The following is a 15,070-nucleotide window of genomic DNA, read 5'->3' as shown; positions in this document are numbered from 1 at the left end:
AAGCGCATGATAATTTACATTATCTCCTTTATTTCTCCACGTTTGGCTCGTAGCTTGCCGCTACAGTGAAGCAGTTCAAATCTATAACGATATGTAGAAACACGAGGTTCCCCTTTAATGGCGAATTTTTTTATCGATCGCCCCATTTTTGCCTGGGTGCTGGCTATCCTGTTGTGTCTGACAGGGGCGTTAGCCATTTTCTCTTTACCTGTTGAACAATATCCCGATCTGGCGCCGCCCAACGTACGTATTACCGCGAATTATCCGGGAGCGTCGGCGCAAACGCTGGAAAATACCGTAACCCAGGTTATTGAGCAGAATATGACGGGCCTCGATAATCTGATGTACATGTCATCACAAAGCAGCGGAACCGGGCAGGCGACCATCACGCTGAGCTTTATTGCGGGAACCGATCCTGATGAGGCGGTTCAGCAGGTGCAAAACCAGTTACAGTCCGCGATGCGTAAACTGCCGCAGGCGGTACAGGATCAAGGCGTCACGGTACGCAAAACGGGCGATACCAATATTTTGACCATCGCTTTCGTCTCTACCGACGGCTCTATGGACAAGCAGGATATCGCCGACTACGTCGCCAGTAATATTCAGGACCCGCTCAGCCGCGTCAACGGCGTGGGCGATATTGACGCTTATGGTTCACAGTACTCTATGCGTATCTGGCTCGATCCGGCCAAATTGAATAGTTTTCAGATGACCACGAAAGACGTGACCGATGCAATTGAGTCGCAGAATGCGCAAATCGCCGTCGGGCAGCTTGGCGGTACGCCTTCGGTCGACAAGCAGGCGCTGAACGCCACCATTAATGCGCAGTCACTGCTGCAAACGCCGCAACAATTTCGCGATATCACCCTGCGCGTTAATCAGGACGGTTCCGAGGTCAAACTGGGCGATGTCGCCACCGTGGAGCTGGGGGCGGAAAAGTATGACTACCTCAGCCGTTTTAACGGCAATCCGGCTTCCGGTCTTGGGGTTAAGCTGGCTTCCGGCGCGAATGAAATGGCGACCGCGAAGCTGGTGCTGGATCGCCTCAACGAGCTGGCGCAGTACTTCCCTCACGGCCTGGAATACAAGATCGCGTATGAAACCACCTCCTTTGTTAAAGCCTCGATTATCGATGTGGTCAAAACGTTGCTGGAGGCTATCGCGCTGGTTTTCCTGGTGATGTACCTGTTCCTGCAAAACTTTCGCGCCACGCTGATTCCGACGATCGCCGTGCCGGTGGTATTAATGGGCACCTTCTCCGTGCTTTACGCGTTTGGCTACAGTATTAACACATTAACCATGTTCGCGATGGTGCTGGCGATCGGGCTCCTGGTCGACGATGCCATCGTGGTGGTGGAAAACGTCGAACGTATCATGAGCGAAGAAGGGCTCACGCCGCGTGAAGCGACGCGCAAATCCATGGGGCAGATCCAGGGGGCGCTGGTCGGTATTGCGATGGTGCTGTCTGCGGTATTCGTGCCGATGGCGTTCTTTGGCGGTACCACCGGGGCGATTTATCGTCAGTTTTCTATCACCATTGTCTCGGCAATGGTGCTGTCGGTGCTGGTCGCCATGATCCTGACGCCGGCGCTGTGCGCAACGTTATTAAAACCGTTGAACAAAGGCGAACAACACGGGCAAAGCGGATTTTTCGGCTGGTTTAACCGTACCTTCAATCGTAATGCCGAACGTTATGAGAAAGGCGTAGCGAAAATTTTGCATCGCAGCCTGCGCTGGATTCTGATTTATGTTCTGTTGCTTGGCGGCATGGTGTTCCTGTTTTTGCGTCTCCCCACCTCCTTTCTACCGCAAGAAGATCGGGGCATGTTCACTACGTCTATCCAGCTACCGAGCGGTTCTACGCAACAGCAGACCCTGAAAGTCGTTGAAAAGGTTGAAAACTATTACTTCACCCATGAGAAAGACAACATTATGTCGGTCTTCTCGACGGTAGGTTCCGGCCCTGGCGGGAATGGGCAAAACGTCGCGCGCATGTTTGTTCGCTTGAAAGACTGGGACGCGCGCGATCCCACCACCGGCTCCTCGTTCGCCATTATTGAGCGGGCGACAAAAGCGTTTAACCAGATTAAAGAAGCTCGCGTCTTCGCCAGCAGCCCGCCGGCAATTAGCGGTCTGGGCAGCTCCGCCGGTTTTGATATGGAATTACAGGATCACGCCGGAGCAGGCCATGACGCGCTGATGGCCGCACGAGATCAACTCATTGAGCTGGCCGGGAAAAACAGTTCCTTGACCCGCGTGCGTCACAACGGCCTGGACGACAGCCCGCAACTGCAAATTGATATTGACCAACGAAAAGCGCAGGCGCTGGGCGTATCGATTGACGATATCAACGACACCCTGCAAACAGCCTGGGGATCGAGCTACGTCAACGACTTTATGGACCGGGGCCGCGTGAAGAAGGTCTATGTTCAGGCCGCGGCGAAATATCGTATGTTGCCGGATGATATTAATCTTTGGTATGTCCGTAACAAAGACGGCGGCATGGTCCCCTTCTCCGCCTTCGCCACCTCGCGCTGGGAAACCGGATCGCCGCGTCTGGAACGCTATAACGGCTATTCGGCGGTAGAAATTGTCGGAGAGGCCGCGCCGGGGGTCAGTACCGGGACGGCGATGGATGTCATGGAGTCGTTGGTGCATCAGCTACCGGGCGGTTTTGGCCTGGAATGGACAGCCATGTCTTACCAGGAACGGCTCTCCGGCGCGCAGGCGCCTGCGCTGTACGCTATTTCGCTATTAGTCGTCTTCCTGTGTCTGGCGGCATTGTATGAAAGCTGGTCGGTGCCCTTCTCGGTGATGCTGGTTGTGCCGCTCGGCGTCATTGGCGCGCTACTCGCTACCTGGATGCGCGGGCTGGAAAACGATGTTTACTTCCAGGTGGGGCTGTTGACCGTTATCGGCCTCTCGGCGAAAAACGCGATTCTGATTGTGGAATTCGCCAACGAAATGAATCAGAAGGGACACGCGCTGTTAGACGCCACGCTGTACGCCAGCCGCCAACGCCTGCGACCGATACTGATGACTTCGCTGGCGTTTATCTTTGGCGTATTGCCGATGGCCACCAGCACCGGGGCAGGCTCGGGTAGCCAACATGCTGTCGGAACCGGCGTGATGGGGGGAATGATCTCAGCAACCATTCTGGCTATCTTCTTTGTACCCCTGTTTTTCGTGCTGATACGTCGCCGCTTCCCGCTGAAGCCGCGCCCGGAATAAGCTCCCGGCCAGCCTGATACGAGGTGTCGGGCACAAAAAAGGCGACTTTCGTTGAGTCGCCTTTTCTTATCCCCTATGGGAGCGCGGTGCCTTCCAGGCATTTATTTACGAAGCATGACTTCGATAAAATCTTTCCAGTTCCCCAGTTCACGTTCAATCATAATAGCCTCTCTTATTATTATGGGTATTCTACGTAGTTAGCGGTATAGAGAGAAGTTCATTTAACCGATTGTTGCGATATCCTCTGGTTACGCTGTCTATGATATTACTATGGCGCTGTAGCCGTAAATTTTATGTGACTTACTGCAATATTTAGCAACATTAATACCTTTTCTACTACTTTATCAAATCGGGTTAAAAAACAATCAATTGCATATACGCAAAATAGGATTTGTCCCGCGAATTATAAACAAGCCACATCTGGAACGTTTTGGAATCATTATTCACATTCACTCAACAATGTTATATTGATTGCCGATCAGCGCTGGATAAATAACCATTAACAGCCACACTTATTATCCCGCAGACGATACTATTGATTATTTATTCGAATTTCGCGTTAAAGGATTCAATATGATTACCCTCTATGGCATTAAGAATTGCGACACGATCAAAAAAGCGCGCCGTTGGCTGGAGGAGCATGGCATTGATTATCGTTTTCACGATTACCGTGTGGATGGCATAGACCTCCCTCTTCTTAATACCTTTATTGCCGAACTCGGCTGGCAGCCTTTACTGAATACGCGCGGCACAACATGGCGCAAACTGGATGAAGGCGATCGCAGCGGGATTACCGATGCCGACTCCGCCGCTGCTCTCATGGTTGAACAGCCGGCAATCATCAAACGCCCATTGCTCTGCGCGCCCGGGAAGCCTATGCTGCTTGGTTTCAGTGAATCCCGTTATCAGCAGTTTTTTGATGAGGTGTAGTCTATGTCGTGCCCGGTTATTGAGCTGACACAGCAACTTATTCGTCGCCCCTCCCTGAGTCCGGATGACGCAGGCTGTCAGGCATTAATGATTGAACGCCTGCGTAAAATCGGTTTTACCATTGAGCATATGGATTTTGGCGACACGCAAAATTTTTGGGCATGGCGTGGGCGTGGCGAAACGCTGGCGTTCGCCGGGCATACTGACGTCGTACCGGCTGGCGATGTCGATCGCTGGATCAATCCGCCGTTTGAGCCTACGATTCGCGACGGAATGTTGTTCGGTCGCGGCGCGGCGGATATGAAAGGTTCACTGGCGGCCATGGTGGTGGCTGCTGAACGTTTTGTTGCGCAGCATCCTCATCACCGGGGCCGCCTCGCGTTTTTGATTACCTCTGATGAGGAAGCCAGCGCAAAAAATGGCACCGTCAAGGTGGTTGAAGCGCTGATGGCCCGTAACGAGCGGCTGGATTACTGTCTGGTCGGCGAACCTTCCAGTACTGAAATTGTGGGTGATGTCGTCAAAAACGGGCGTCGCGGTTCCCTCACCTGTAACCTCACTATTCATGGCGTTCAGGGGCACGTCGCCTATCCGCATCTGGCGGATAACCCTGTTCATCGCGCCGCGCCTTTTCTTAATGAACTGGTCGCTATCGAGTGGGATCGGGGCAATGACTTTTTCCCGGCCACCAGTATGCAGGTAGCCAATATCCAGGCAGGCACCGGCAGCAATAATGTCATTCCCGGTGAACTGTTCGTGCAGTTTAACTTCCGTTTCAGCACGGAACTGACCGATGAGATGATCAAAGAGCGGGTACATGCGCTGCTTGAGAAGCATCAGCTGCGTTATACCGTAGACTGGTGGCTTTCCGGCCAGCCGTTCCTGACCGCACGCGGCAAGCTGGTGGACGCGGTGGTAAACGCCATTGAGCACTATAATGAAATTAAACCGCAATTACTGACGACGGGCGGTACGTCCGACGGACGTTTTATCGCCCGTATGGGAGCGCAGGTGGTAGAACTGGGGCCGGTGAACGCCACCATTCATAAAATTAATGAATGTGTGAATGCCGCCGATCTCCAGCTACTGGCTCGTATGTATCAACGTATTATGGAACAGCTCGTCGCCTGATGAGCGTTCCTGTAAGAGGAAATAAGCATGGACTGGCTGGCAAAATATTGGTGGATTCTGGTATTGGTGTTTCTGGTAGGCGTACTGCTGAATGTGATCAAAGATCTCAAACGCATCGACCATAAGAAATTCCTTGCCAATAAACCTGAGCTGCCCCCGCATCGCGATTTTAACGATAAGTGGGACGATGAAGAAGACTGGCCGAAGAAAGATCAGCCGAAAAAGTAACCGGATAACATGCCGGACAGGTATCGCTATCCGGCATGGTCCCCACCGCCGGGCATTACGTCGCGTAAACGCTGCGTTCGTCCGGCATCCAGCGCAATCAGCGCCTGCGCCGCCTGCGCACGCTGCAACGCCAGCAGAGCTTTACGGCCTGAAATGCGTAGCCGGGCGCACAGTTCGGCATCGCTGGCTTTTTCCTCCAGCCGCCCTCTCAGCGCCGGCAATGGCAATGCGCTGCATTGCAGTAAACGATGCAGGCAACCTAACGATGTCAGTAGCGGGCGGTGCGCGAACGCAAAACCGACCAGCTCACGCCAGTCTTCATCATTAAGCGCCTGTTCGCGCAACGCCGCCAGCGGTATCGCCTCGCCGTTCCACTGCGTCAGGATATCCGCATCGCGGCGCAAACGTCGGTGTTCCTGTTGCGCCAGCCGTTGTCCCGCGTCGCTCAGCGGCAATAACGCCATCGCCGTATAGCAACCGCTGCTCGCCTCCCGATGGTTGCCCATCCGTACCAGCACAAAGCCGCAACGTTGCCAGAAACGCCACAGCTCAGGCGTATAGCCGAAGCTGACGGAAAGATAATCACACTGCGCCGCCTGCATGCACGCGCAGGCAATCAACTGCTGACCGATGCCTTCGCGCTGGCGGGCGGGGTGCACCGCGATACGGCTTACGCGACGCCCGACCAGCGTCGCGGCTAAAGGGTCGCTACCGTGCGCCGCCAGCGACTGCGCCACCAGATTTCCACGCGGACGCCGGAAACCGGCCCATACAGCCTGACTGAGTTCTGCGGATAGCCCGCCCTCTTCGACCAGCCAGAGGGCGCCCGCCACACGGTTATTCGCCGTAGCCTGCAAAAAATGCTGCCCTGGCGCATCCATCATTCGGCGCAGATCCAGCGGCGAAGTACGATAGTGCGCCCCCGACAGTAACTGATACACAGCCCTCGGCAACGCGGGCGTCTCCCCCCAGGCCTGTTGGTAAAACGCCGAGATTGCTATCGCGCCATGTGGCGCCTGCGCAAACGCTTCATCGTCGAATATCAGCGCCTCGCTGACGATATTTTCCAGCGGGCATTCTGGCGCCCAGCGGACAGGCTGACGAAGCGTGAAGCGGTGAAGCTGCGGAAAACGGGCGCAAAACTTAAGTAAAAAACCGCGTCCGGTGCCTTCGTAGCCCTGAACGGTGGTGGTGAGTAGTATGCGGGGAAAGCGCGAAACCAGTTGCAGCAGCAGCGGCGAGGGGATTGCCGCCGCCTCGTCAACTACCAGCCAGTCGGCTCTTGCCCCGCTCGCCAGCAACGCATCCGGCGCCATAAAGCAGAACCGCTCACCGGCAAACGCTGCCAGGATATCCGTTGCCGTTTTCGCCGGTGCGGTCACGATAGCCGTGCCCGCCATCCGGGAGATGAATTGCCCGGCCAGCGCCGATTTGCCGCGCCCACGGGGGGCAATCACCGTCGCCACGCCGGGCGGCATTTCACGTAAACGCGATAAGATAGCCGCCTGCTCCGGCTGCGGCTCGCCGGTGGCGGGTCGCCAGCGTTCACGGGAAGGATAAGATGGCCAGCAAAACGGCTGGCGCTGTCGCCACAGCAGCGTTTGCGGATCGCGGGAAAGAGTCCGTTTAAGATGCTGTGCAAACTGCGGTGTAGGGATAGGCTGCGCGCAGTCGCTCCAGCGCAGTGAATCGGTATCAGGCCTGCTTTCCCACGTCTCATACGGCGGCATCAGCAGAAGCAGCCAGCTTCCGGCCTGCAAGGTCCCGCTCAGGGCGGCAAACGCTGCGGCGTCAAAGCCCTGCCAGGCATCAAATATCGCATGACGGAATTCACGGCCCAGCAGCGTTTGTAATGCCTGTGGCGTACAGCGCGGCTGGGCGGGCGCGTCAGGCGCGACCCACAGCCAGTCACCGGGCAGCGCAGCGCGTATCGCCTCGGCCCGCTCCCGGCACCACGCCGCATCGCCGCTGATGACCAGTAAACGGCGAATGCCTTCCTGTGTCATTTGCGACGTTAACGCCTGTAGCGCATCGATATCAGACATCCCTGCCCCGGTTTATCAAAAGTTTTTGCCAAACGTATTACATTGCGCCGGGTCACCGCTGTCAAAGCCACGCTTAAACCAGCTGTAGCGCTGTTCTGAGGTGCCGTGGGTAAAACTATCCGGCACGACGCGCCCCTGCCCCTGTTGCTGTAAGCGATCGTCGCCGATAGCCTGTGCGGCATTGAGCGCCTCTTCCAGATCGCCCGCCTCCAGTACGCCTTGCTGCTGCATACTGTGTCCCCACACGCCGGCAAAGCAATCCGCCTGTAGCTCCATGCGCACCGAAAGGCGATTCACCTCCGTTTGCGACGCGTTTTGCTGCAACTGGCGTACTTTCGGCTCAATACCTAACAGTTTTTGTACGTGGTGGCCGACTTCGTGGGCGATGACATAACCCTGAGCAAAATCACCGTCCGCGCCCAGCTTATTTTTCATATCATCGTAAAATGAGAGATCGATATAGACGGTGCCGTCCGCCGGGCAGTAAAACGGCCCCATCACGGACTGACCCGCACCACAGCCGGTACGCGTCATACCACGGTACATCACCAGTTTTGGCTGCTGATAGCCGCGGCCCATTTTTTGAAAGAGTTGCCCCCAGGTATCTTCGGTCGTCGCCAGGATCACCGAGGTAAATTTTGCCGCTTCATCATCATTGGGGCTTATCGAACGCGTCGACTGCTGCTGCGAAACCGGCTGACCGGTCAACAGACCGGTTAAATCCACCCCATAGTACCCTGCGACTAACACCACCACCAACAGAATGATGCCGCCTTTCCCGCGCGGAAGACGAAAGCCAGGGCCACCCAGCGAGGGGCCGCCTGGCCGATTACGTCTGTCCTCTACATTGTTACTTTCACGACGCCCTTGCCAGCGCATAATCACCTCATTCTCTCTTTGTTATACAGATGATCGTAGGCGGTCAGGCGCAGGATTACCACAGGTAAACGCTATCAGAATGAGGAAAGGATGATACCGGAGAGCGGTTGCCCCCCGGTCAGAAGCGGAATTAATCTAATTTCACGCCCAGGCGATGCGCGACGGCTTCATAGGCTTCAATCAGACCGCCCAGACTCTGGCGGAAGCGGTCTTTGTCCATTTTGTCCAGCGTCTCTTTATCCCACAGGCGGCTACCGTCCGGCGAAAACTCATCGCCCAGCACCACTTCGCCTTTATACAGGCCAAACTCCAGCTTGAAATCCACCAGGATAAGACCCGCGTCATCAAACAGTTTTTTCAGTACGTCGTTGGCTTTGTAGGTTAACTCTTTCATACGCGCCAGATTTTCCTGACTTACCCAACCGAACGTTTCACAGTAGGAACTATTCACCATCGGGTCGTGCAGCGCGTCGTTTTTCAGGAACAGATCGAATATCGGCGGGTTAAGCTCCATGCCTTCTTCCACGCCCAGACGCTTGACCAGCGACCCTGCCGCACGGTTGCGCACCACACATTCAACCGGCACCATCTCCAGCTTCTTCACCAGACACTCGGTATCAGACAGCAAACGTTCCATCTGGGTCGGGATGCCCGCCTCGGCCAGTTTGGTCATAATGAAATGGTTGAATTTGTTATTTACCATGCCTTTGCGATCAAACTGTTCAATGCGCGCGCCATCCCCTGCTGACGTATCATTGCGGAATTCGAGCACCAACAGGTCCGGGTTTTCCGTGCTGTATACGGTTTTCGCTTTACCACGATACAACTCAGCTTGCTTTTGCATCTTTAACACTCCTGGGTGTGAATTAACGATAAGTATTCATTTCCTGCTACGCCTGCCGGAGACGTCGGCCTGTAATTGTGGTGCGAAATAGCGGTTAAATCGCGTTTTTGTACCGACGCACACGTTTGCGTATCTTATCAGAAAAAAGGGCCGGATTACTCCAGCCCTGTTAAATTACTTGTTGAACGCTGCCTGGAAGACGGCAACCAGCGCGTCGTTCTGGCTTTGCGTCAGAGTATGCCCCTTAGGATCGATAAACTGCAAGCTGCTGCGGTTATCTAAATCGCCGACCTGCAATTTATAGTCTCCGGATGCCAGGCCCGGGTCGCTAGCGCCCAGATCCCGCCAGTCGCTGTCAGACAACGGTTTGTACGTTACCGCCATGCTGCCCTGAGAGCGAGTGCTGTCGGTGACTTTCATGCCCACTTTTTCCAACGCGGCCGGGAGGCGTTGCCACACGAGGTTGAACGGACCGCGAACGACCAGCATAGGTAAACCGGTATCATCAGCGGCGCTCTGCACATCCATCGTTGCGGCGGAACGGTTCTGCGCGGCATTTGCCGCATCCGTAGCGGTCTTATCCAGACCGGCGGAAATGACGTTCATCATTTCCGTGCTATAGCGCTGCAGCGACGCCGCGTCAGCGACCGGCTTGCCAGCCTGTTCCAGATTAACCAGTTTTACCGTTACCGCCTGCTGATAGCCCTGCGGCTTCACCGAGATTTGATAACGTCCGCGATACTGTTCGTCTTCATCCAGGCGGTTCCAGTTCACCCAATCGGTCGTCAGGGTCTGGCTGGCATCGTCACGTTTTTCAATCGGATAATTTTTCGCCTGAATCACGCTGACGACTTGCGGCCACAGCGTGCTGCTACGACCATTCTCCACCAATAGCGTAGCGGTATCGCCAGAGAACTGGGTACGCGCGCCGCTCACTAACGCTAACGGCTGCGCTGGCGGACGGATATCCAACGCCTTACCAACCGCGCCGCTCCCCTTCGTGACCGGAATAACGTAGTCGCCGGTCGTTATCGGCAGGATCATTCCTGCCGGGGCGTGAAGTTCAGCAAGCGGCGCGGCATCCAGATAGGATTCATCGCCGCTTACCTGGCGCTTGTAGCGCGAATCGGAACTACAGGCAGCGAGCAGCAAAACAAGCGAAACACCCGCAACCTTCGCCAGGCGCGACTTTTGTACTGAGTAAGCCATCAAATCTCCCTAAACTTTACAGCAGGCCAGCATGCTGAAGCGCTGCTTTGACGATGTCACGACCATGGTCCGTGATAGGCGTCATTGGCAGGCGCAGCGTGTCGGTCGCCACAAGACCCAATGCCTTACATGCCCATTTCACCGGGATAGGATTGGGTTCGACAAATAGTTTGTTGTGTAACGGCATCAGACGCTGGTTGATAGCGCGCGCCTCGGCAAATAGCCCTTCCGCCGCCAGTTTGCACATGTCAGCCATCTCGCGCGCCGCTACGTTAGCCGTAACGGAAATCACGCCATGACCACCCAGTTGCATAAAGTCCAGCGCAGACGCGTCATCGCCGCTAAGCAGAATAAAATCGTCTGAAACCAGCTCTTTGATCTGGTGAACGCGGGTTAAGTTCCCTGTCGCCTCTTTGATAGCGATAATATTTTTTATTTCCGCCAGACGACCCACGGTTTCCGGCAACATGTCGCAACCGGTACGGGACGGCACATTATACAGAATTTGCGGCAAGTCAGTGTGTTCCGCGATGGCTTTGAAATGCTGGAACAAACCTTCCTGCGTGGGGCGATTGTAGTACGGCGTTACCGTCAGGCAGCCAACAATGCCGCTATCGTTAAAACGCTGCGTCAGGCTAATCGCTTCCGCGGTCGCGTTTGCGCCCGTGCCGGCGATAACCGGAATACGTCCGTCAGCCAGTTCCAGCGTCATCATCACGACATCGCCATGTTCATCATGGCTTAGCGTGGCAGACTCGCCGGTAGTGCCAACCGAAACAATCGCCGAGGTACCGTTGGCGACATGATAATCAATGAGTTTTTTCAGGCAAGACCTACTGACGTTACCTTTCTCATCCATCGGCGTAACAAGCGCGACAATACTTCCCGTGAACATGGGCCATCCTCTGTGCAAACAAGTCTCTCAATGGTACGTTTGGTATGGCAATAAAAGCAAGCGACCAAAGCCGTTCTGATTGTTGTATGCAGGTTTTTTTTATGGTTTCCTTAAGATTACCTCACCGCTCAAAGGAATAACTGGTTTGACACCGTCATCACAACACTATTTGGTTATCACTGCGCTGGGCGCCGACAGGCCCGGTATTGTGAATACCATTACTCGCCATGTCAGCAGTTGCGGCTGTAATATCGAAGACAGCCGACTGGCGATGCTGGGCGATGAATTCACGTTTATTATGCTGTTGTCCGGCACGTGGAACGCGATTACCTTGATTGAATCGACATTGCCGTTAAAAGGCGCGGAGCTGGATCTGCTGATTGTGATGAAACGGACGTCCGACCGCCCCCGCCCGGCAATGCCCGCAACGGTATGGGTTCAGGTTGAGGTCGCCGACTCCCCGCATTTAATTGAGCGATTCACCGCGCTGTTTAATAGTCATGAAATGAATATTGCGGAGCTGGTCTCCCGCACGCAGCCGGCTGAAGGTGATAAAGCTGCGCAATTATTTATTCAAATCACCGCACATAGCCCGGCGTCGCAAAATTCCGCAAATATTGAGCAAGCCTTTAAAGCACTATGTACAGAACTCAATGCGCAAGGCAGTATAAACGTCGTCAATTACTCACAACATGATGAACAGGATGGAGTTAAGTAATGAATCCACTGAAAGCCGGTGATATCGCACCGAAATTTAGCTTGCCGGATCAAGACGGGGAACAAGTAAATTTGACCGACTTCCAGGGACAGCGCGTTCTGGTTTATTTCTACCCAAAAGCCATGACACCCGGCTGTACCGTGCAGGCCTGCGGCTTACGCGATAACATGGACGAGCTCAAAAAAGCAGGCGTGGACGTGCTGGGCATCAGCACCGATAAACCTGAAAAACTCTCCCGTTTCGCTGAAAAAGAGCTGCTGAACTTTACCCTTTTGTCCGATGAAAACCATCAGGTGTGTGAACAGTTCGGCGTCTGGGGCGAAAAGTCGTTTATGGGCAAAACGTATGACGGCATTCACCGCATCAGCTTTTTGATTGACGCTGATGGTAAGATTGAACACGTCTTTAATGATTTTAAAACCAGCAATCACCATGATGTGGTGCTGAACTGGCTGAAAGAAAACGCGTAAAAGCCTCAGGCCGCGCTGATGTGCGGCCTGGAAAGGGAATGTGCCGTCAGGCTTGCCGCGCCAGACGCCATATCGCCGCCACATTGCGCGCCGACAGGCTCAGGTTATATTCCGCCTCGTGTAAGGCTTCCGGCAGCGTAACGATATGCGACAAAATCGACAGCGCCGCATCGATACCCTGCTGATACACAACGTGATGATCGTGTTGCAGCCCACCGGCGAGCGCGATAACCGGTTTATGATACCGCTTCGCCACTCTGGCGACGCCAATCGGCGTCTTGCCGCAAATACTTTGGCTGTCCAGCCGCCCTTCTCCGGTAATCACCAGATCGGCATCTTTAACCGCCTGCTCAAGCTGTAGCGTTTCCACGACAATCTCTACGCCGGCGCGTAATTCCGCATTGAGCAATCCTAAAAGCGTGGCGCCCATTCCACCTGCCGCGCCCGCGCCGGGAGCGTTAATCACCTCACGTCCCGTAGCCTGATAAATATGTCGGCCCCAGTTTTCCAGCGCCGCGTCCAGGGTGTTCACCATTTCCGCTGTCGCCCCTTTTTGTGGGCCAAAAATGGCCGATGCGCCCTGGGGACCACACAGCGGATTGTTGACATCGCACGCCACGGTTATCGATACCTTACGCAGCAATGGGTGACAACCGGACAGATCGATAGAGGCCAGCGCCGCCAGCGCCTCGCCGCCCGGAGAAAGCGAGCGCCCCTGTTTATCGCGCAATATAACGCCAAGCGCCTGCATCATCCCCGCGCCGCCGTCATTCGTCGCGCTGCCGCCAATTCCCAGAATAATACGCTTTACGCCACGCTCCAGCGCCGCGACGATTAACTCGCCGGTGCCGTAGCTGGTGGTATTAAGCGGGTTGCGCAATTCAGGCGAAACGTGATGCAGCCCGGATGCCGCCGCCATTTCAATCACGGCGGTATCGCTATCGCCCAGCATTCCCCAGCGCGCGGCCACCGGTTGCCCAAGCGGGCCTTGTACCCACTGGTCGACATAACGCCCGCCGCTGGCTTCCACCATTGATTGTACGGTTCCTTCCCCGCCATCCGCCATGGGCACTTTAACGTAGTCGGCGTCAGGATAAATTTCGCGGAACCCCTTTTCTATCGCCTCAGCGACCGCCATTGCGGACAAACTTTCTTTAAATGAATCAGGAGCAATAACAATTTTCATAGGGATTATCCTGCAAAACCAAAGAAACCGAACATCAGAGTAGAAATAAAGGTAATGGCTAACCCCACCAGCGTTTCATACGGCATTAGCTTTAAACGTTCATGAATTTGCATATTGACGCTGCCGCCCGTCGCGTGGAAAAAGCTGCCGTGCGGCAGATGGTCCAGCACCGTGGCGCCCGCATGGATCATAGCGGCTCCCGCCAGGGCGGAAACGCCAAGTTCAAGTAACGTGGGAGAGAAAACGCCGGACGCCACCGCCGTTCCCGCCGTGGTTGAGGCCGTCGCCATTGACATCATGGCGCCAGACACGGGCGCCAGCAGCCAGGATGGCAATCCCGAAGCGGTGAGGCCATGAATCAGGACATCTTTAAGTTCGGAATTAGCGATAATGCCGGCCAGCGTACCGGTTCCCAGCAACATAATAGCGACAGGCGCCATACGCATCAGACCGGCGACCATGTACTGGTTACAGTGGCGCGCGCGTCCCATCAACAGCAGACCGACCAATCCCCCTACGGGCAGGGCAATTAACGGGTCAATGGAAATGCCGGCAAACGGACGGAGAGAAAGCAGGAAAATAGCGACCAGCGGCGCGCTAATCGCCACCAGAAAACCGGGTCTGGCGACGGAGTCATCATGGTGAGTCACTTCATGATCGGCGACGCCCGCGCCTTTATTATTCAGCCGTTTCGCTAACAGATAGGCGATAATAAGCCCAACGATGCCCGGAACCACGCCCGCCAGCATAATAGAGGTAAGAGGAACATGAAACGCATCGGAGGCGGCAATAGCGTTCGGGTTAGGTGACATCACGTTACCCGCTTTGCCGCCGCCGACCATCGCCAGCAGAATAGCGCTTTTTGACAGGCCTGCATTACGCGCAATCGACAGCGCAATCGGCGCGACGGTAATCACCGCCACATCAATAAATACGCCGACGGCGGTCAAACATAGTGTGGCAATGGCTAATGCCAATAATGCCCGGGTTTCCCCCACTTTGCGGACAATCGTCTCAGCAATCGTATTCGCCGCCCCGGACTCAATTAATACGCCCGCCAGTACGCCTGCGGCCAGAATACGCAATACGGCATTAACGATGCCCTGCGCGCCTGACACCATCAGCGACACGGTTTGCAGAAGATCGGCGCCGCCAATCAAACCGCCGACCAGCGCGCCTGCCATCATGCCGTAGGCTGGCGACACTTTTCTTAAAATTAATACGATGGCCACAACCAATGCGGCAATGGCTCCCAGGGTGGATATCGACGTCATATACTGCGCCTCCTTTAACATGGAGCGCGC

General features: G+C 55.1%; 14 protein-coding genes. 6 read left to right on the top strand and 8 right to left on the bottom strand.

Annotated elements, in window-relative coordinates; genetic code table 11:
- The first annotated feature begins 117 nt into the window (after positions 1 to 117).
- Complete coding sequence (gene acrD / locus ACLD3P_RS13880; protein ID WP_023205177.1) at positions 118 to 3,231, top strand: multidrug efflux RND transporter permease AcrD; 3,114 nt, start codon at positions 118 to 120, stop codon at positions 3,229 to 3,231.
- Positions 3,232 to 3,332: 101 nt separating this feature from the next.
- Here acrD and ypfM read toward each other — a convergent pair whose 3' ends face one another.
- Positions 3,333 to 3,392 carry a protein YpfM gene (ypfM, locus tag ACLD3P_RS13875; RefSeq protein ID WP_001386977.1) on the bottom strand — a complete coding sequence of 20 codons (60 nt, stop codon included), beginning with the start codon at positions 3,390 to 3,392 and terminating at the stop codon, positions 3,333 to 3,335.
- A gap of 412 nt (positions 3,393 to 3,804) precedes the next feature.
- On the opposite strand from ypfM, the gene ACLD3P_RS13870 reads away from it, so the two are divergent.
- The 3 genes from ACLD3P_RS13870 to ACLD3P_RS13860 are packed head-to-tail and all read left to right on the top strand — an operon-like array spanning position 3,805 to position 5,520.
- Entirely contained in the window at positions 3,805 to 4,161 is a 357-nt protein-coding gene (locus ACLD3P_RS13870) for an ArsC family reductase (protein WP_000631923.1), read from the top strand.
- A 3-nt stretch (positions 4,162 to 4,164) separates the two neighbouring features.
- Positions 4,165 to 5,292, top strand: coding sequence for a succinyl-diaminopimelate desuccinylase (gene dapE, locus ACLD3P_RS13865; protein WP_001277825.1), 1,128 nt, complete (start codon positions 4,165 to 4,167; stop codon positions 5,290 to 5,292).
- A 27-nt stretch (positions 5,293 to 5,319) separates the two neighbouring features.
- Positions 5,320 to 5,520 carry a YpfN family protein gene (locus tag ACLD3P_RS13860; RefSeq protein ID WP_000383842.1) on the top strand — a complete coding sequence of 67 codons (201 nt, stop codon included), beginning with the start codon at positions 5,320 to 5,322 and terminating at the stop codon, positions 5,518 to 5,520.
- 26 nt (positions 5,521 to 5,546) lie between these two features.
- Here ACLD3P_RS13860 and tmcA read toward each other — a convergent pair whose 3' ends face one another.
- From tmcA to dapA, 5 genes are all read right to left on the bottom strand, one after another.
- Positions 5,547 to 7,565, bottom strand: a complete 2,019-nt coding sequence (tmcA, locus tag ACLD3P_RS13855) for a tRNA cytosine(34) acetyltransferase TmcA (RefSeq protein WP_411006383.1) — start codon at positions 7,563 to 7,565, stop codon at positions 5,547 to 5,549.
- Between the two features lie 15 nt (positions 7,566 to 7,580).
- Entirely contained in the window at positions 7,581 to 8,444 is an 864-nt protein-coding gene (locus ACLD3P_RS13850) for a neutral zinc metallopeptidase (protein ID WP_001267523.1), read from the bottom strand.
- A gap of 130 nt (positions 8,445 to 8,574) precedes the next feature.
- Positions 8,575 to 9,288 (bottom strand): phosphoribosylaminoimidazolesuccinocarboxamide synthase, encoded by a 714-nt coding sequence (gene purC / locus ACLD3P_RS13845; protein ID WP_001171630.1) that lies wholly within the window; start codon positions 9,286 to 9,288, stop codon positions 8,575 to 8,577.
- 174 nt (positions 9,289 to 9,462) lie between these two features.
- On the bottom strand, positions 9,463 to 10,497 hold the full coding sequence (bamC, locus tag ACLD3P_RS13840) for an outer membrane protein assembly factor BamC (protein WP_000331877.1): 1,035 nt from the start codon (positions 10,495 to 10,497) through the stop codon (positions 9,463 to 9,465).
- Positions 10,498 to 10,513: 16 nt separating this feature from the next.
- Positions 10,514 to 11,392: a 4-hydroxy-tetrahydrodipicolinate synthase gene (dapA, locus tag ACLD3P_RS13835; RefSeq protein WP_411006384.1), complete on the bottom strand. Its 879-nt coding sequence runs from the start codon at positions 11,390 to 11,392 to the stop codon at positions 10,514 to 10,516.
- Between the two features lie 145 nt (positions 11,393 to 11,537).
- Between dapA and ACLD3P_RS13830 the strand changes: the two genes are divergently transcribed.
- Positions 11,538 to 12,110 carry a glycine cleavage system transcriptional repressor gene (locus tag ACLD3P_RS13830; protein WP_000189061.1) on the top strand — a complete coding sequence of 191 codons (573 nt, stop codon included), beginning with the start codon at positions 11,538 to 11,540 and terminating at the stop codon, positions 12,108 to 12,110.
- Complete coding sequence (gene bcp / locus ACLD3P_RS13825; protein WP_001068686.1) at positions 12,110 to 12,580, top strand: thioredoxin-dependent thiol peroxidase; 471 nt, start codon at positions 12,110 to 12,112, stop codon at positions 12,578 to 12,580. Before ACLD3P_RS13830 ends, bcp begins: the two co-directional genes overlap by 1 nt.
- A 46-nt stretch (positions 12,581 to 12,626) precedes the next feature.
- Here the strand turns inward: bcp and ACLD3P_RS13820 are convergent, their stop codons facing one another.
- The gene (locus tag ACLD3P_RS13820) at positions 12,627 to 13,766 is read right to left on the bottom strand and encodes a glycerate kinase (protein WP_411006385.1); all 1,140 of its coding nucleotides are present in this window, start codon (positions 13,764 to 13,766) and stop codon (positions 12,627 to 12,629) included.
- Positions 13,767 to 13,771: 5 nt separating this feature from the next.
- Complete coding sequence (locus tag ACLD3P_RS13815) at positions 13,772 to 15,040, bottom strand: GntP family permease (protein WP_000200859.1); 1,269 nt, start codon at positions 15,038 to 15,040, stop codon at positions 13,772 to 13,774.
- Between the last annotated feature and the right edge of the window lie 30 nt (positions 15,041 to 15,070).

Source organism: Salmonella sp. 741265073_HBA (assembly GCF_046569105.1).
GTDB classification, from domain to species: Bacteria; Pseudomonadota; Gammaproteobacteria; order Enterobacterales; family Enterobacteriaceae; genus Salmonella; species Salmonella enterica.
This window is presented reverse-complemented; position numbering and strand designations above follow the sequence as displayed.